At 54.6% G+C, this 18112-nt stretch carries 13 protein-coding genes, 1 pseudogene and 1 riboswitch; of the genes and pseudogenes, 13 read left to right on the top strand and 1 reads right to left on the bottom strand.

The window, feature by feature from the left end; translation table 11 throughout:
* Nucleotides 1–159: 159 nt before the first annotated feature.
* Entirely contained in the window at nt 160–771 is a 612-nt protein-coding gene (locus AC27IT_RS16840) for a hypothetical protein (protein WP_487091929.1), read from the bottom strand.
* 136 nt (nt 772–907) lie between these two features.
* Between AC27IT_RS16840 and AC27IT_RS16835 the strand changes: the two are divergent.
* The 13 genes and pseudogenes from AC27IT_RS16835 to AC27IT_RS16775 all read left to right on the top strand — a co-directional run.
* A pseudogene (locus AC27IT_RS16835) lies at nt 908–1264 on the top strand (RNA-guided endonuclease TnpB family protein); the annotation flags it as partial.
* Between the two features lie 196 nt (nt 1265–1460).
* A complete protein-coding gene (locus AC27IT_RS16830; protein ID WP_238501105.1) occupies nt 1461–3236 on the top strand; it encodes a sigma-54-dependent Fis family transcriptional regulator in 1776 nt (591 codons plus the stop codon).
* Complete coding sequence (locus tag AC27IT_RS16825) at nt 3233–5095, top strand: sigma-54 interaction domain-containing protein (RefSeq protein ID WP_005835155.1); 1863 nt, start codon at nt 3233–3235, stop codon at nt 5093–5095. The genes AC27IT_RS16830 and AC27IT_RS16825 overlap by 4 nt, the downstream gene beginning before the upstream one ends.
* 193 nt (nt 5096–5288) lie before the next feature.
* Nucleotides 5289–6365 (top strand): tartrate dehydrogenase, encoded by a 1077-nt coding sequence (locus AC27IT_RS16820; RefSeq protein ID WP_007779288.1) that lies wholly within the window; start codon nt 5289–5291, stop codon nt 6363–6365.
* A gap of 21 nt (nt 6366–6386) precedes the next feature.
* Entirely contained in the window at nt 6387–7811 is a 1425-nt protein-coding gene (locus AC27IT_RS16815; protein ID WP_340673442.1) for an aldehyde dehydrogenase family protein, read from the top strand.
* Nucleotides 7808–8578, top strand: coding sequence for an SDR family oxidoreductase (locus AC27IT_RS16810; protein WP_005835152.1), 771 nt, complete (start codon nt 7808–7810; stop codon nt 8576–8578). Before AC27IT_RS16815 ends, AC27IT_RS16810 begins: the two co-directional genes overlap by 4 nt.
* Nucleotides 8579–8657: 79 nt before the next feature.
* Nucleotides 8658–9728: a TRAP transporter substrate-binding protein gene (locus AC27IT_RS16805; protein WP_005835150.1), complete on the top strand. Its 1071-nt coding sequence runs from the start codon at nt 8658–8660 to the stop codon at nt 9726–9728.
* Between the two features lie 63 nt (nt 9729–9791).
* Nucleotides 9792–10259, top strand: a complete 468-nt coding sequence (locus AC27IT_RS16800) for a TRAP transporter small permease (RefSeq protein WP_005835149.1) — start codon at nt 9792–9794, stop codon at nt 10257–10259.
* 6 nt (nt 10260–10265) lie between these two features.
* Nucleotides 10266–11540: a TRAP transporter large permease gene (locus AC27IT_RS16795; protein ID WP_005835148.1), complete on the top strand. Its 1275-nt coding sequence runs from the start codon at nt 10266–10268 to the stop codon at nt 11538–11540.
* Nucleotides 11541–11557: 17 nt separating this feature from the next.
* Nucleotides 11558–12922 (top strand): FAD-binding oxidoreductase, encoded by a 1365-nt coding sequence (locus tag AC27IT_RS16790; protein WP_007779314.1) that lies wholly within the window; start codon nt 11558–11560, stop codon nt 12920–12922.
* A 114-nt stretch (nt 12923–13036) separates the two neighbouring features.
* A complete protein-coding gene (locus tag AC27IT_RS16785) occupies nt 13037–14689 on the top strand; it encodes a formate--tetrahydrofolate ligase (protein ID WP_340673448.1) in 1653 nt (550 codons plus the stop codon).
* 214 nt (nt 14690–14903) lie between these two features.
* Nucleotides 14904–15003: riboswitch (cyclic di-GMP riboswitch) on the top strand.
* Nucleotides 15004–15076: 73 nt separating this feature from the next.
* Nucleotides 15077–17050 carry a methyl-accepting chemotaxis protein gene (locus tag AC27IT_RS16780; protein WP_025846884.1) on the top strand — a complete coding sequence of 658 codons (1974 nt, stop codon included), beginning with the start codon at nt 15077–15079 and terminating at the stop codon, nt 17048–17050.
* 122 nt (nt 17051–17172) lie between these two features.
* Nucleotides 17173–18030: a transporter substrate-binding domain-containing protein gene (locus AC27IT_RS16775; protein WP_025846882.1), complete on the top strand. Its 858-nt coding sequence runs from the start codon at nt 17173–17175 to the stop codon at nt 18028–18030.
* The last annotated feature ends 82 nt before the right edge of the window (nt 18031–18112 follow it).

Below are 18112 nucleotides of genomic sequence, written 5' to 3'. Positions count from 1 at the left end.
CCTACTTCAACCTAGCTGACAAGCAGGAAGGAAAACGTCTGGGGTCAAGTGATCTCCTTGACGCTAGGCGTTTTCCTTCCTAGACTCCTAGGTGGTTGAAGGAGGGAAGAAGCATATGAAAATGCGAAAATAAGGGAGAAAGACTCAAATTTTAAGGGGTTAAACCGAGTTAATCTCATCTACTTTCCAAGTTCCTCTGTCATAGAATCCTGTCCAATAATAAATTCTTGAAACATATGATGAACTTTCGGCTGGTCCAGTCCAAGTTTCTTCTGTTGTGTATGTTGTCGATATCTCTGTAGTCAAAGTGCTTTCTACTTCTTCGCCGACGGATGCTGGGCCATTCCCAACAGAAACACTAGCTTTAACTCTTGCTGAGGAATTTACTTTCTTTGCTTGGGTCGTAGTAAGTTTAATTGTCTTCCCTTTAGGAACAGAAATAATTTGCACTGCTGCTGTAGGGTTATTGGAACTTTCTACCCGCTTAACTACATCAGATAGGTACATTGGTTTTATTTTGTCATCAGTGTTTTTACCAACTTTATGAATAGTTATACTTTTAGCATCTCCAGCTTGCTCTACTATTTGTTCGATTTGCTCTTTTGTGACCATGCCTTGGGCTTCTTCGGCGATGTTTACAACGACCTCTTGATCTTCGGCGCCAAGGAGTTTCAGTGACTCACTATAATCTTCTTTTGCAAACGAAAGGGATGGCAACATAGCCAGTAGACTTAATGTGCATAAAATAGCAATTGATTTTTTCTTAAACACAGTTCAATCACTCTTATTTTTTGGTATATAACAATATTGTAATTTATTGGTAAGTTTGTAAATATTTTATTATACTTTGTTTTATGTTCTGTTTAATATGAATTATTTGTATAATCCATCAACCATATCACTAGCTAGTCGTCACATCGTCCATACAGTCATTCAGGAAGGCGTCTCGATCATCAAACTTGAGCGACTAGAGAATATTCGCAAGACGGCAAGAACAAGCCGTAAAAACGCCAAGAATCTGCATAGTTGGACGTTCTATCAGCTTCAACAATTCATCTCCTACAAAGCAAATCTTGTTGGGATACAAGTTGTGGAAGTGAATCCAGCCTATACTTCTCAATTCTGTCCTGTCTGCGGGGAGAAGAATAAAGCGAAAGACAGAAGATACGAATGTTCATGCGGATTCAAAACGCATCGTGATCGGGTTGGAGCGATCAATATCATACGTCAACCTGTGACAGATGGTAACAATCTGTCAGCCTAAGATGCTAGAGGCACTGTCTTAGGACGGGCTGATGAGACAGCCCTGAACTTGGGGGAACTACGGATAGCAGAAATGTACTTCCGACTACCACCCAAGAATCCCACTGATACCGAAAGGCTTCAGCTTGCGGCTTTAGCCGTGGGAGTCTCAATCATGTTATACTGATAGAGAATGATTTTTAAGGGAGGGAAGAGTGTTGTCAACGATTGTCCAGCAATCTTGGAAGCGCTGCCAGGAATCGAACCTCAAAGCTTGGGAGAAAGCCAATGACCAGATCATTTCCAGCAAACGAATCAAAGAAATCATTCAGGAAAATCACCCTCTGATTCAAGAAAGCCTCCCGCTCTTCAACAAGCTTGCTCCTTTTTTGCTGTCGACAGAGCATATCGCTTTGCTGTCGGATCGGGATGGCAATATCATTCACACCGTCGGGGACCCTGTGTTTGCCAATCAGGCGCAAAAGGTGCAACTGCAGATCGGGGCGAACTGGACGGAGGATTACAAAGGAACCAATGCGATAGGAACGGCGCTGATCGCGCAGCAGCCGATCTCCGTGCAGGGCGACCAGCATTACTTTTTGGAGAACCGCTTTCTTTCCTGCTCGGCGGCGCCGATTTTTTCACCGACGGGCGAGCTGCTTGGCGTCATCGACATCAGCACGCGCAAGGAGTACACGCATCCGTTTGCCTTGACGATTGCCTGCATGATTGCGGAAGCCCTGCAAAATCGCTTTCTGTATGCCAACGCCGAGCGGGTCATTGCCCTGCCCGGCAGCACGGCCGTGAAAAGCAGCCAGGGAAAAGTGCCGCTCGTAGCTCTCGACAGGGACGAGCGGATCGTGGGCTTGAACGAATTGGCCAAGCAGCGGCTGGGAAAAGACGCTTTGGGAACGCGGCTGTCCCCGGAGCAGGAGCGCGCCGGACGGGATGTGCAGGATAACCGCCAGCGTTTCTGGGGGGCGCAAGCTGCAACAGACGGTGCTTCCAGGAACGCTGCGGCTGCCCCAAACCAAAAGCCGATGCCTGCACTCAAGCCGTTTCCGCGTCTCGCCGGATCGTGCCCGCTCTTTTTGCAGGCGAAAATGCTCGGGCAAAAGGCGGCGCAGGTTGATTTTCCCGTGCTGATTCTCGGCGAGAGCGGCACCGGAAAAGAGCTGTTCGCACAGATGGTTCACGAGACAGGGCCGCGAGCGCAGGAGCCTTTTATCGCCGTGAACTGCAGTGCGATTTCAGAAAATTTGATCGAAAGCGAATTGTTCGGATACGAAAGCGGGGCGTTTACCGGGGCCAATCGCGAAGGAAGAATCGGCAAGTTTGAAGCGGCGAAGAAAGGGACGATCTTTTTGGATGAGATCGGGGACATGTCTTTGCGCGGACAGGCCGCTCTGCTGCGCGTGTTGCAGGAAAAGGTCGTCACGCCTGTAGGCAGCAACCAGTCGCGGCCGATTCATGCGCGGATCATCGCCGCCACGCACCGCAATTTGCCGGAGGAAATCAGGACGGGGCGTTTTCGGGCGGATTTGTACTACCGGCTCAAAAGCGTCTCCATCCACCTGCCGCCGCTGCGCAAGCGAAGCGACATCGTCCAACTGGCCGAACATTTGATGCAGCAAATCGCCATGGGACAGCCATACGTCTTGCTCCCGGAGGCAAAAGCAAAGCTCGCCGCCTACTCCTGGCCGGGCAACGTTCGCGAGTTGCAGGGCGTGCTGGTGCAGGCTGCCTTTTTGTCCGACGGCGGGGAGATTGGCGAGGAGCACATCCAGCTTGAAGGCTTGACCGAAGAGGCGGAGCCTGTGCATGCGGTCCCATCCTTGCGGGAAACCGAGCTTGTGGCGATCAAGCGGGCGCTTGATTCGAGCGGAGGCAATGTGAGCCGGGCCGCCAAGCTGCTGCAAATCGGGCGAAACACCTTGTACCGCAAAATGGCGGAATACCATCTGACAGCGCCCGTCAACCAGGAGGAACCATGATCGCCCTGTACAGGCTGGATAAGGAGCTGGAGCGGAAAATGACCGCGCTGCTGGAAAACAGCGGGCAAAACATCGGATATTTTTACTCGATCAAATCCATTCTCGACCAGATGATGAACCCGTTTGTCGCCATCACTACAGAAAAATACAGCGAGGAGCTGGAGGCGCTCTCGTTGCCCGTCGTCAGCCTGTCGATAGACATGAATGACGTGCGCCGGGCTATCGCAACGCTTCCGGATGAAGGGCGGGGCCACAAGGTCGTCGTGGTGTGCGCCACGCAAAAAGAAAAAAGCTGGTTGCAGCAGGAGTACGCTCTGGAAGAGGGGCAACCGCAGCCAGACTGCACGTTTCTCTGCGCAAAAGAGCTGGCGTATCCGCAGGAGCAGGCCGTCTATCTCGTGCCGATCTGGAACCGCCATGCTTTTGCGCTGCACCCGGCCTCGCAGCAGTGGCATCCCGTCGAGCCTTCGCTCGCCACCTTGCGCAAAGCGGTGCAGCAGGCAGCCTCGCTGGTCACTTACACAAAGGAGCGGCTGCGCGAAAAGCATCAGATGGAAGCCGTCGTAAACTCGGCCCATGACGCGGTGATCGCCGTCGATCGGCACAGCCAGATTACGCTGGTCAACGAGCATGCCAAAATGCTGCTGGGGCTGTCCGGAGATGTGCTGGGCAAACCGATCACGGACTACATCCCGCACTCTGACATGCTGCGCGTGCTGAAGACGGGCAGGGAGGAGCTGGGCGAAATCGCGACGGTGCGCGACCGTTCCATCGTCATCAATCGCATTCCGGTGATCGTCAAGGATCAGGTTGTGGGGGCGGTGTCCAACTTCAAGGAAATCATCGACATTCAGAAGATGGAGATGACGCTGCGCAAAAAGCTGCACGACAACGGACTGTCAGCCAGATACCGCCTGGACAGCATCGTCGGCTCCTCGCCTGCCATCCTCGAAACGAAGGAGCAGGCGGCGCTGTTTGCGAAAACGAACGCGACCGTGCTGATTACAGGGGAATCGGGAACGGGCAAGGAGCTGTTTGCCCAAGGCATCCACCTGGAAAGCGGACGCGCTGTCGGGCCGTTTTTGGCGGTGAACTGTGCGGCGCTCCCGGAGGGGCTTCTGGAGAGCGAGCTGTTCGGCTACGAGGATGGCGCTTTTACAGGGGCGAAAAAGGGCGGCAAGCCGGGCTTGTTCGAGCTGGCGCACGGAGGCACGCTGTTTTTGGACGAGATCGGGGAGATGCCGCTGCGCATTCAGGTGCTCTTGCTGCGCGTCCTGCAGGAGAGGCGCGTGCGTCGCGTCGGCGGCGAAAAAGTGATTCCCGTCGATGTGCGGATTGTCGCGGCGACGAATCGCGAGCTGGCCAAGGAGATCGAGAAGGAGCAGTTTCGCGCCGATCTCTACTACCGCATCAACATGCTCAGGCTCGATGTCCCTCCGTTGCGGGAGCGCCTGAGCGACATTCCGCTGCTGGTCGAGAGCATGATTCGCGAGATGAACGAGCAGCACGAGAAAAAGATCAAGGAAGTCGATGAAGACATCTACCCGCTGTTTCAGAGTTACTCGTGGCCCGGCAATGTGCGGGAGCTGAGAAATGTCGTCGAGCGGATGGTGCTGCTGGCAAAAGGGGGAAGAATCGGCAAGGAGGACGCAGGCTTTTTGTTCGCGAGGCAAAAGGGAGGGCACGACGGCAGGCTGCCCGTGCCGCCGGAAGCAAGCGAAGCAGAGCGGAACCCCGAAGCGCAGCAAATTGCCAGCGCGCTGCAGCAGACGAGATACAACAAGACTCTTGCGGCAAAGGCATTGGGCATGGATCGAACTACACTGTGGCGGAAAATGAAACAGTATCGTCTGGAGTGAGCAAAGTGTTGCAACGTTGTGTTGCAACACTTTGTTGTTTTATGAGGGAGGAAGCATCGAGACGGCGTGGACAGTCGAGACAAAATGTAAGCGTTTTACCGCGTTAACGCGATTGCGCCTGCTTGGCATCAAACGTGCATTTACTATCTGGTGCATATAGTCAAAAAATTTAGATCATTTAGGGGGGAGTCGATTGCTTCACTATTCGATTGCAGTCATTCCGGGAGACGGTATTGGTCCAGAGGTGATGGACGAAGGCTTGAAGGTTTTGGCGGCGCTGGAAGAAGCGCACGGCGGGATTCGCTTTACCCGTGACGTCATGGACTGGAACTGCCAGTACTACCTCACCCATGGCAGGATGATGCCGGAAAATGGACTACATACATTGAAGGACTACGATCTGATCTTGCTGGGAGCTGTCGGGGCGCCGGAAGTACCGGATCACGTGTCGGTGTGGGAGCTGATTTTGCCGATTCGCCGTGCCTTCCAGCAGTATGTGAACCTGCGGCCTGTCAAGCTGCTCAAAGGGTTGGAGAGCCCGCTGCGCTACAAAGGGCACGCCGATCTCGACTTCGTCGTCGTCCGGGAAAATACAGAGGGCGAGTATTCCAACATGGGCGGGCGGATGCACCAGGGGACGCCGTACGAGATGGCGGTGCAAAACAACGTATTTACTCGCTACGGCACCGAGCGCATTCTCAAATACGCGTACGCGCTGGCGGAAAAGCGGCCGAAAAAGAGCGTAACGGCGGCGACCAAGTCCAACGGCATCAACCATTCCATGCCTTTCTGGGATGAGATCGTCAAGGAAATCAGCCGGGAGCACCCAGACATTCAGACCAACCTGTATCATATCGACGCATTGGCCGCTTACTTTATCACGCGCCCGGAGACGTTTGACGTCGTGGTCGCCAGCAATCTGTTCGGAGACATTTTGACAGACCTTGGGGCAGCGATTGTCGGCGGCTTGGGGCTGGCACCGTCTGCGAACATCAATCCCGAGCGCAAATACCCGTCCATGTTTGAGCCGATTCATGGCTCTGCGCCCGATATCGCCGGAAAAGGCATCGCCAACCCGATCGCACAGGTGTGGAGCCTCAGCATGATGATGGACCACCTCGACTTGCCGGATGCAAGCGCCGTCATTATGAACGCGATCGAACAAGTGCTGCAGGAGGGCAAGGTGCTGACGCCTGACCTCGGGGGCAAGGCGACGACAAAGGAAGTGGGAGACGAGCTTGTCCGGCACATCTACCTGGCAACCAGATAAAAACAAGGGAGGAAAAGGAGCATGGAACCAAAAACGTATGACCTGTACATCGGCGGAGAATGGATCAAAACAGAGAGCTACATTCCCGTTTTTCACAAATACAGCGGCGAGTGCATCGCGCATATCGCCCGCGCCGAACAGCAGCACGTCACGACGGCGGTAGAAGCGGCCTGGCAGACGTTCAAGCAGGATAAGCTGACGCCGTTTCAGCGCTATCAAATTTTGCTGAAGGCTTCCGCGCTGATGGAGGAGCGCCGCGAGGAAATGGAGCTGTCGCTGATTCGCGAAGTGGGGAAAACGCGCAAGGACGCGCAGAACGAGCTGGACCGCACGATCAACACGCTGCGCCTGTCGGCGGAGGAAGCGAAAAAAATTCACGGCGAAATGATTCCGCTGCAATCGACGGAAGGCTCGGAAAATCGCCTGGGCTTTACGATCCGCGTACCTAAAGGCGTCATCGGAGCGATTACTCCGTTCAACTACCCGCTTTTGCTCAGCACGCACAAGATCGCTCCGGCGCTCGCCGCAGGAAATACGTTGGTAGTCAAGCCGGCGACGGTCACGCCGATCGCGACCTTCCTTTTGCTGGACGTATTGGAGGAAGCGGGCCTGCCCAAAGGGTATGTGAACATCGTGACAGGCGCAGGCAGCGAGGTGGGAGAATGGCTGCTGGATGAGGAACGCATCGCCATGTACACCTTCACCGGGTCGGGCGAGGTGGGCCGTCATATCAAGGAGCGCAGCGGCATGCGTCCGGTGGCGCTGGAGCTTGGCAACAACTCGCCGAATATCGTACACCACGATGCAGACCTGGAGCTGGCGGCCCGTCAGACAGCCGCGCGCAGCTTTCATAACGCAGGCCAGGCGTGCATCGCCGTGCAGCGCATTTACGTACACGAGGACGTGGTGGAAAAGTTCAGCGAGCTGTACATCGCGCACGTCAAGCAGTTGAAAGTAGGCAATCCGGAAGACCCGGAAACAGACGTAGGGCCGATGATTAGCGAAAAAGAAGCCAAACGCACGGAGGAATGGGTGCAGGAAGCGATCAGCCAGGGGGCGCAGTCGCTTTTGCCAGTCAAACGGGAAGGCGCTCTTTTCTATCCGGCGGTGCTCGTCAATACGAAGCCGGAGATGAAGGTCGTGTGCCGGGAAGTGTTTGCTCCTGTCGTGACGATCATTCCGTACAGCGATCTGGAGGACGCTTTTTCCCAGGCCAACGATTCGGAGTACGGCTTGCAGGCGGGAATTTTCACCCGCGATCTGAATGTCGCGATGAAAGCGGCGCGTACCTTGGAATACGGCGGTGTCGTCATCAACGACGTCTCGACCTACCGCAACGACGTCATGCCGTATGGCGGCGTGAAAAACAGCGGACTGGGCAAGGAAGGCCCGCGCTACGCCGTAGAAGAAATGACCGACGAAAGAATGGTGGTGATTAATCTATGAACGGACAACTGCTGCAAGGAAAAACCGCGCTGGTAACAGGTGCCGGGTCAGGGATGGGAAAAGCGATCGCCAAGCTGTTTGCCGCAGAAGGAGCCAATGTCATCCTCGCTGATCTAAACGAAGAAGCCGCTTTGCAGGTGGTCGCCGAATTGCCGGAAGGAAGCGGCCACGCGGTGCAAGCCGATGTAGCTGACGATGAGAGCGTAGCCGCGCTCGTCCGGGAAACGCTCGATGTCTACGGAGCGCCCGATGTGCTGGTCAATTGCGCCGGAGTGCCACAGGCGTTCACCCCTATCGAGGAGTTGACGCTCGCCCAATGGGATCGGATCATGTCCGTCAATACCAAATCGATCTATTTGACGACCAGGCATGCGGTTCCGCATATGAAAGCGAAAAACAAAGGAAGCATCATCAACATCGCCTCGATTGCCGGGATTCGCGCGCGGCCTGGCCTCAACGCCTACTGCGCCTCCAAAGGAGCGGCGATCATGCTGAGCAAGGCTTTGGCGATCGAGCTGGCCCCTCATCACATCCGGGTCAATGTCATCAATCCGGGCCCGGCCGAGACGCCGATGCTGGGCAAATTCATCAACGGGGACGAAGCAGAGGTAGAAGCCGGGAAAAAAGATATTTTCATCAGCAGTGTTCCGCTGGGGGAGCTGATTCAGCCGGAGGATATCGCGCAAGCCGCCCTGTACCTGGCATCTGATCTGTCGAAAATCGTGACGGGCGAGGTCATGAATGTGGACGGTGGAAGAGGAATCTAGTAGCTAGTCAAATGAGCGGAATTTTCATATTATTAAATAAATTAAAAACAAACAAACACAAATAGGGGGGTATTGCAACATGTCTCGAAAGAAGTGGAGTTTCGTGCTATCTGGCATCATGTCTGTTTCGTTATTACTGGCGGCATGCGGAGGCGGAGGCGGTCAACAGGCCGCCCAGCCTTCCGGACAAGGCGGGGGACAGCCAGCCGCGCAAACGGGAGCGCCGTCGAGCGACGGGCAAAGCTATGTCTTCAAGGCGGGGCACTCCTTGACCGAAGATCACCCGTACCATCTGGCGCTGAAAAAGATGGCCGAGGATGTAGACAAGCGTTCGAACGGAAAAGTGAAAATCGAGGTGTATCCATTGAGCCAACTCGGGGCCGAGCGGGAGCTGACAGAGGCACTGACGTTTGGAACGGCAGATATGTCGATCACGTCAACCGCGCCTGTCACGAATTTTTATGCCAAGCTGGGCGTGCTCGACCTGCCTTTCCTGTTTGAGAGCCGCGAGCAAGCGTACAAGGTGCTCGATGGAAAAGTCGGAGAAGAGATGCTGAAAAACTTGGAAAGCGCCAACCTCGTTGGCCTGGCTTGGGCTGAAAACGGTTTCCGCCACATCACGAACGGAACGAAAGACATCAAGAAGCCGGAGGACGTCTCCGGCATGAAGATTCGCACCCAGGAAAATCCGATTCACCTCGCTGCCTTCGAGACGCTGGGCGCCAAGCCGACGCCGATGGCATGGACAGAGGCGTTGACCGCTTTGCAGCAAGGAGTGGTAGACGCGCAGGAAAATCCGGCGATCGTCGCACAGACCTACAAGCTGTACGATTCGAAGCAAACGCACATGTCGCTGACCGGGCACGTGTACTCCGCGGCGATGATTTTGTTCAGCAAGCCGGTGTGGGACAAACTTCCCGCAGACGTTCAGCAACTGATTGCGGAAGAAGCGAAAAAAGCCGGGCAGTACGAGCGTGAGCTGATGATTAAGATGGAGGAAGAAGCGATTGCCAACCTCAAGGCAAAAGGGGTTGTCGTGACAGAGGACGTCGACAAGCAGGCTTTCCGCGAGGCCATGAAGCCTGTGTACGACAAGTTTTCCGACCAGTTTGGCAAAGAGCTGGTGGATGAAATCGTCAACACGAAATAAACGGTAAAAGGGAGAGGGGCCAGGCGGCTTTTCTCCCCCCTTTTCCGCGAAAGGAGAAACTGTGTGAGCAATCTCATATCCAAACTAAACAGCGCTCTGCGTCTCGTCATTATTGCCTTGCTGGCCGTGATGGTCGTCGCCGTCTTCCTGCAAGTCCTTTTCCGCTTTTTCCTTGACCAGCCGCTGGCCTGGACAGAGGAGCTGGCGCGCTATCTTTTGATCTGGATTACTTTTCTCGGCTCCGCTTATGCCATGGCGATCAAGGCCCATATCGGTACCGAATACATCCAAAAGCATTTGTCGCCATTCATGAATAAGGTCGTGTTGATCGTGGCGGCTCTGTGCAGCCTTTTCTTTTTTCTCGTGATGGTTCAGCAAGGCTATCTGCTGTCTGCCAGAAGCATGGTTCAAAAATCACCCACCCTGCTCATTCCCATGGGCTATGTCTACATGGTGATACCTATCAGCGGTGTTCTGCTCATCATGAACGTGATTCATGTGACATGGAAAGACATTACCGGGAAGGAGTGAGCCATCGTGGGCACGATATTGTTTTTGACGCTGCTTGTGCTTTTAATCATTAACGTCCCGATTGCGGTTGCGTTGGGGCTGTCGGTAGTCGTGGCCTTTATAGTCGAAGGAAATATTCCGCTTTTGGTCGTCATTCAAAAAATGTTTAACGGAACTGATTCGTTCCCGCTCATGGCGATTCCGTTTTTTCTGCTGGCGGGCAAGCTGATGGAAACGGGCGGGATCTCGGCAAGGCTGATTCGCTTTGCCAATACGATCGTCGGCAATTTGCCCGGCGGACTGGCTATCGTGGCGGTTCTCGGGTGCACCTTTTTCGCCGCGATCTCGGGTTCGTCGGCTGCGACGACGGCTGCTGTAGGGGGCATTCTGATTCCGCACATGGTTAAAAAAGGGTACGATGTGCGCTTTTCCTCGGCGCTGCACGCAGCAGGCGGAACGATTGGCGTCATGATTCCTCCCAGCGTGCCGATGGTGCTGTACGGAGTGGCAGCGAGCACGTCGATTAACGATCTGTTCATCGCGGGCATCGGCCCGGGCATTCTTGTCGCGATCTCGCTCATCATCTACGCGTACTGGGTCAGCAAAAAGCAGGGCTGGGGCGGCGGTGAAAAGCATTCGGCAAAAGAAATCTGGCAGGCGTTCAAAGATGCGATTTTGGCGATTCTCATGCCAGTCATTATTCTGGGCGGGATTTACGGCGGCGTCTTTACATCGACGGAAGCTGCGGTCGTGGCGGTCGTGTACGGGCTTGTCGTCGGCCTGTTCGTTTACCGGGAGATCAAGTGGCGGGACCTGGGCGAAATTTTCAACAGCGCAGCCAGCATGACGGCTGTCATCATGCTGATTATTGCGACCGCCAACGCGTTCGGGTTTTTGATGACGAGAGAAAACATTCCCCAGGAGATCGCGCAGTTCATGCTGGGGATTACGGATAGCACGATCATTACGCTGTTGATTATCAATATACTGCTCCTGATTCTCGGTACGTTCATGGAGACGGCAGTGACCATCATTCTCCTGACTCCGATTCTGTTGCCGATCATTCACACACTGGGGATTGATCCCGTCCTGTTCGGCGTTATCATGGTCGTCAACTCGGCCATTGGCATGTTGACTCCTCCGGTCGGAATTAATCTGTTAGTAGCGGGAAATATTGCCAAGCTGTCGAATACAGAAATTGAGAAGGCAGCCATTCCGTTTCTGATCCTGTTGTGTGTAGATTTGATGCTGATTACGTACATTCCGGAAATCAGCCTGTTCCTCGTCAATCTGAGCAAGTAGCGAAGGAGAGAGTATGCGTGGACTATCAACAGCAATTAGTGAGTCTGCTAGGAGAAGACAGGGTGACGACCAACCCGACCGTTCTTGTGCACCACAGCCATGACGAATCGTATCACACGCCGCATTTGCCGGACGTAGTCGTGTTTCCGCAGACGGCGGCAGAGGTCAGCGCAATCCTGAAGCTGGCCAATGAAAAGCGGATTGCGGTGACGCCGTTTGGACTGGGCACCAGCCTGGAAGGGCACGCGATTCCGTACGCGGGTGGCATCAGCATGGACTTTTCGCTGATGAACCAGGTGCTGGAGGTGCGGCCGCAAGATTTTCTCGTGCGGGTGCAGCCAGGCGTGACGCGCACCCAGCTAAATCGCGAGCTGAAAAAGCACGGCTTGTTTTTTTCCGTGGACCCTGGGGCTGACGCGACGCTGGGCGGCATGGCGGCCACCAATGCGAGCGGAACGACCTCGGTACGCTACGGAGTGATGCGCGATCAGGTTCGCGATCTGGAAGTGGTGCTGGCCGATGGCCGTATCATCCATACGGGCAGCATGACAGCCAAGTCTTCGTCCGGGTATCACCTGACCGGAATGTTCGTCGGCTCGGAAGGGACATTGGGCGTGTTCACCGAGCTGACGCTGCGCGTGTACGGGATTCCGGAGGTGACGATGGCAGCGCGGGCCAGCTTCCCGACAGTTCAGGACGCGGTAGATACTGTCGTCGATATTCTCGGAGCCGGGATTCAGGTGGCGCGGATCGAACTGGTTGACGAGCGCTCCATTCGCCAGGTGAATTTGTACAAAGAGACGAGCTACCCGGAAAACCCGACGCTTTTTATCGAGTTTCACGGCAGCGAGCAGAGCTTGGCGCACGACATCGAGTTTGCCCAGACGATCGCGACCGAGCACGGCTGCACGCAGTTTTTGTTCGAGACCGATTCCAAGGCGCGGGCTGTGCTCTGGGATGCCCGCCACAATCTGGCCTACGCCTTCGTGCATAAGTCGCCAGGGAAAAAGATGATGGTGACAGACGTATGCGTGCCGTTTTCCGAACTGGCCGGAGCAGTGGTCGACGCCCGACAGGCTATTGACCGCTCGGGTCTGGACGGAGCCGTACTAGGGCATGTGGGCGACGGAAACTACCACGCGATTGTGATGATAGACGTCCATGATCCCGAGGAAATGGCGCGCGCCGAGGCGCTGAATGCGCATCTGGTAGAGTACGCGCTCGGCAGAGGCGGGACGTGCACCGGAGAGCACGGCGTCGGAGTCGGCAAGGTCAAATACCAGCGCAAGGAGCACGGAGCGGCGCTGGACGTGATGCGGTCGATGAAGCAAGTCCTCGATCCGAACGGCATTTTGAACCCGGGAAAAATATTCGACAAATAATGACAGCCTGCATTCTGAATGCGCAACAGAATGCAGGTTTTCTTTTTGCGAAAAGTGGAGCGCCGGAAAGGAGAACAAACTGCAATGTGGAATGTAGAAGATTGGTAAATAAACATTTCGCAAGGCAGGGAGGCAGGTATGAAGTCGATTGTTGAGATTGCCAAGGCAGCAGGTATCGATGAACAGGATCTGGAGCTTTACGGAAAGTATAAGGCAAAAATCTCTGATGAGCTGTGGGATAAAATAAAAGACCGACCTGATGGCAAGCTGATTCTCGTTACCGCGATGAATCCCAATCCGGCAGGAGCAGGCAAGACACTGACCACGATTGGTTTGTCGCAGTCGCTCAATCTGCTTGGAAAAAGGACGATTGCAGCGCTCCGCGAGCCGTCCCTTGGCCCGTGCATGGGGATAAAAGGAGGAGCGACTGGAAGCGGCAAGGCGCAAATCCTCCCTGCGGATGAAATCAATCTGCATTTTACTGGCGACATTCACGCCATTACCGCCGCGCACAATTTGCTTGCGGCGATGATCGACAACCATATTTTCCACGGCAATCCGCGGGGCATCAATCCGAAAAAAATCGTCTGGAAACGGGCGATGGACATGAACGACCGCGCGCTCAGAAATATCGTGGTCGGGCTGGGAGACGGCAACGGCATGACGCGCGAAGACGGCTTCATGATTACGACCGCATCGGAAATCATGGCGATTTTGTGCCTGAGCGAGAACCTCGCCGACTTGCGCGAGCGGCTGAACCACATCATCATCGGCTACGATTTTGAAGACAAGCCAGTCCGGGCGGAAGAAATCAATGCGGTCGAGGCGATGTGCGTACTGCTCAAGGAAGCGATCAAGCCAAACCTCGTGCAAACGATCGAGGGCACGCCAGTCATCGTCCACGGCGGTCCGTTTGCGAATATCGCGCACGGATGCAGCAGCGTGATCGGCACGAAGACAGCCTTGAAGCTGGCCGACTACGTCGTAACGGAAGCGGGCTTCGGCGCTGACCTGGGCGCGGAGAAGTTTTTTGACATCAAGTGCAGAAAAGCCGGGCTGACGCCATCGGCAGCAGTCGTGGTCATTACCGTGCGTTCCTTGAAGTACAACGCCGGAATCAAAGTGCCGGATTTGGCCGAAGAAAACCTCGCCGCATTGGAAAAAGGCTTCGCCAACGTGCGTCGCCATCTGGAAAACTTGCAGAAGTTCGGCGTGCCGGCGGTTGTAGCGATCAACCATTTTGCCACCGATACACAAGCGGAGATCGACGCAGTCATGGCGCTGTGCCAGGAGGCAGGTGCCGAGGTGGCGCTGTCCAAGGCGTGGGCAGAAGGCGGAGAAGGCGCAATCGAACTGGCGGAAAAAGTGACGCGCGCGGCAGAGCGCCCTGGGCAATTCCGCTTTTTGTACGAAGAAGACCTCGGCGTGAAGGAAAAGATTGAGACGGTGGTCAAAGAAATTTACCGCGGCTCCGGGGTAGTCTTTTCGCCGCTGGCGACAAAAACGATCCAGAAGGTAGAGGAAATGGGGCTGTCCCATCTGCCTGTGTGCATGGCGAAGACGCCGTACTCCTTTACAGATCGGGCCGATCAGCTTGGCGCCCCTGTCGGTTTTACCATTCAGGTGAGCGAAGTGCGGATTTCGGCAGGAGCAGGCTTCATCGTCGCCTTGACCGGAAGCCTGGTGACGATGCCGGGACTCCCGAAGAAACCTGCGGCCGAATCGCTGTATGTGGATGAGCACGGCCACGTGGAAGGGCTGAGCTAAACGAAGAAGTCAAAAGTGGACGACAGGCTGACACCAACAACAAGGTGTCAGCCTTTTTGCGATTTTTTCGCAATTATTTCGTAGAAAGTAGTTTACTTGTCAAACAATTTGGGTAAAGATTTTGTGTGGAAAAAAATCCAATCCATTATTTTAAAGTTAACCCACATTTTTCCGATGTTGTGCTATAGTATTTTTATACAGATAAAACGACAAAAAATGACAAAGGCAAACCTGTTGAAAGGCAGGGACGCAAAGCCACGGGTCTAAGGCAAGCAGAGCGCATCTTCTGCTGCTACGATAGCCGGGTTGCCATGCCGTACACGTAAGAAGGCTGTCCGGGTGGCAGTCTTTTTTGTTGCCAAAAAAGGATAGGAGGTACAGCGTGAGATGGAATCCAGTTTGAAGAAAAAGCTAATCGTCGTCATGTGCCTGCTCTTGATTGTCAGCTTGGGTACGGTCTGCGGTGCCAGCTACTACAGCTCGTCGCAGTTGCTGTCGTCCAGCCTGGACAAAGAAGCGGAACTTACGGCCAGCAATCTTTCCATCAGAATCGACAGCTTTTTCCAAGAAAAAATCGGAATTGTTGAAACGATCGGAGAGATGATTTCCGCCGACAACAATTTCGACCATGACTTGAAGCTGATTCAGGAGGCGCAGAAGAAAAACCCCGAGTTTGAGACGTTTTTCTTTTCCTATGACCTGAGCGGCAAAAAAGTCATCAACTTCAAGGGCGAGGAGACGAACCCGTCTGATCGTCCGCATTTTCAGGAGGCAGGACGAGGCGAGGGGAAAATCATCGTTTCCGAGCCGGTCGTGTCGCAGCGGACAGGCAACTACATCGTGACGATCATCGTTCCGCTGATGAAGGACAATCGCCAATACGGCTATGTCGGTTCGACCATTCCGATCAACGAGATTCAGAAGACGGTTTCCGAGGAGAAGTTCGGACATAGTGGCTATGCCTTTTTGGTGAGCAAAAAAGGAACGTATATTTGGCATCCGAACAGCGAAGTCATTTTGAAGCAGTCGGTGCTCGACAGCAATATTCCTGAGTTGAAAACCGCCTTTGAAGCAACGGCACAAGGCGGCCGCGGAGTCATTCAATACGAAGAGGGACAAGCGGCGCAATTCGCCTCCTACGCTTCGACCAGATTGAACTGGGGAGTGTTCATCACTGCTCCGGCCAAAGACCTGCACGCTCCGGTCAACGAACTGTCGATCAAGCTGCTGGCTATTTCCTTGGTCGTTCTGGCGGTGGGCATCATTTTCGTGTACTGGCTGTCGGTTCGTTTGGTTCGACCGATCCAGCGTCTGAACCAGGCCGTCAATGTCGTCGCCCAGGGCAATCTCACAGAGACGGTCACGGTGGCCGGAAAAGATGAGATCGCAGTGCTTTCCCGCGACTTCAACCAGACCGTCTCGCACTTGAAAGGCTTGATCGAAGGCGTGTCGCAATCGTCGGAGCAGGTGCTGCGCTTTACGCATGAAGTGTCGGCAGGAATTGAACACGCGACCGAAAACGTAAACCGGATCGGGACGTCAATCAACCAGATTGCCAGCGGGGCCGAGGCACAGGCTACCAGCTCCAAGGACGTCGCCTTGTCCATGAATGACATGGCGGCGGGGATTGTGAAAATTGCAGAGACATCCGCGCATGTGTCCGAAGCGGCGCGCGAGGCATCGGATCAGGCCGAGCAAGGCGCAGCAGTCGTCGAGCAGGCCGTCCGGCAAATGGGCAGCATCGGAGAGGGCACGACCAGAGCGGCTGAAGCCATTGAGCGCTTGAACAGCCGATCCAAGGAGATCGAAGGGATTCTCGATACGATCAGCCAGTTAACCTCGCAAATCAACCTGCTTGCGCTCAACGCGTCGATTGAGGCAGCGCGGGCTGGCGAGCACGGCCGCGGCTTTGCCGTCGTGGCGGGAGAAGTGAAAAATCTGGCGCATCAATCCGAGGAGTCGGCTGCGAAAATCGCGGCGCTGATCGGGGAAATCCAGCAGGATACCCGCCACGCGGTAGAAGTGATGAACACCGGCAATCGCGAGGCGCAGGAAGGCATTTCGATGATCGAAGAGGTGCGGGATATTTTCGCGCATATTTTGGAATCGTCGCGCAATGTTGCCGCCCATATTTTGGAGGTGTCGGCGGCATCGGAGGAAATGTCTGCAGGCTCTGAGCAGGTGAGCGCCTCGGTCGACGAAATGTACAACATTGCCAAGCTTGCCTCGGAAGACGCGCAGAAGGTCGTGGAGGCCACGGCCGAACAGTTGCAAGCCATTCAGGACATTGCCCGTTCGGTCGAGCAGTTGAACACGGTCACGGAGGAGTTGCAGCAGGGCGTAGGCAAGTTCACCTTGTAAGACCTTGTAAGGCTAAAGCCCGTCCCTGGTTAAAGGGGGGATGCCATGTAAGGGATGAGACAGCTCGAAACAGCAGATGGGCATGAGACAGACTGATCGACAATCGGGAGGAGAAGAAACTAATGAAAAAGTGGACAAAAAGAATGATGGCGAGCGCGCTCGCTGCAACGATGCTGATGACTGGAACCGGAGCGTTTGCTGCTACTACAGGCGCGCAAACCGGGCAGACCGCAGCAGTGGAAGCGGTCAAAAAACAGGAAAACAAACAGTTTGAGTCCCGCCTCGACGAGATTATCGCACGGGGATACATTCTCGTGGGCACACCGGGCGACTACAAGCCGTTCACATATTTGAACCCGAAAACGAACGAATTTGAAGGCTACGACATCGACGCGATGAAAGAGTTTGCGAAAAGCCTTGGAGTAGAAGCGCGCTTCGTGCAAACCTCCTGGCCGACGCTGATGGACGATCTGCTGGCGAACAAATTTGACATCGCGGTCGGCGGCGTGACCCGCAACACCGATCGCCAGAAAAAAGCGCACATGGGCGATCCGTACATCGAGTTCGGAAAAGCTCCGCTGATTCGCGTGCAGGACAAGGACAAGTACAAAAGCCTGGAAGACATCAATAAAAAAGAAGTGCGCATTGGCGTGAATCCGGGCGGTACCAACGAACAGTTCGTGCGCGACCATTTGAAAAACGCTACCGTTACTGTCGTGCAAAACAACCTGGACATCCCTGCCCTTGTCGCCAACGGCACATACGATGTGATGATTACCGACACGATCGAAGCCATGGTGTATTCCAAAGCCGATTCCCGCCTGTACGCGGCTCTGACGGACAAGCCGTTTACCCGCAGCGAAAAAGCGTACATGATTCCGCGCGGCGACTTTATTTTCGCCAGCTATCTCGATGTCTGGATGGACGAAATGAAGCTGCAAGGGAAATTCGACGAGCTGTTCCATAAATGGGTAAAATAATCGCGGTGCCGGGTATGAAAGCGCGATGACGGAAGAAAGCAGTCCTGTCTGGATGATCCGGGCAGGGCTGCTTTTGTTTTTG

The sequence above is a fragment of the Brevibacillus sp. YAE8 genome (assembly GCF_057543335.1).
The sequence above is the reverse complement of the archived record's forward strand: the minus strand, read 5'-3'. Positions and strand labels throughout refer to the sequence as shown.

Excerpts from the sequence above, each read along its gene's own strand:
- AC27IT_RS16825 (WP_005835155.1), top strand. The coding sequence starts at position 3,233 with ATGATCGCCCTGTACAGGCTGGATAAGGAGCTGGAGCGGAAAATGACC.
- AC27IT_RS16815 (WP_340673442.1), top strand. The coding sequence starts at position 6,387 with ATGGAACCAAAAACGTATGACCTGTACATCGGCGGAGAATGGATCAAA.
- AC27IT_RS16810 (WP_005835152.1), top strand. The coding sequence starts at position 7,808 with ATGAACGGACAACTGCTGCAAGGAAAAACCGCGCTGGTAACAGGTGCC.
- AC27IT_RS16805 (WP_005835150.1), top strand. The coding sequence starts at position 8,658 with ATGTCTCGAAAGAAGTGGAGTTTCGTGCTATCTGGCATCATGTCTGTT.
- AC27IT_RS16780 (WP_025846884.1), top strand. The coding sequence starts at position 15,077 with ATGGAATCCAGTTTGAAGAAAAAGCTAATCGTCGTCATGTGCCTGCTC.
- AC27IT_RS16775 (WP_025846882.1), top strand. The coding sequence starts at position 17,173 with ATGAAAAAGTGGACAAAAAGAATGATGGCGAGCGCGCTCGCTGCAACG.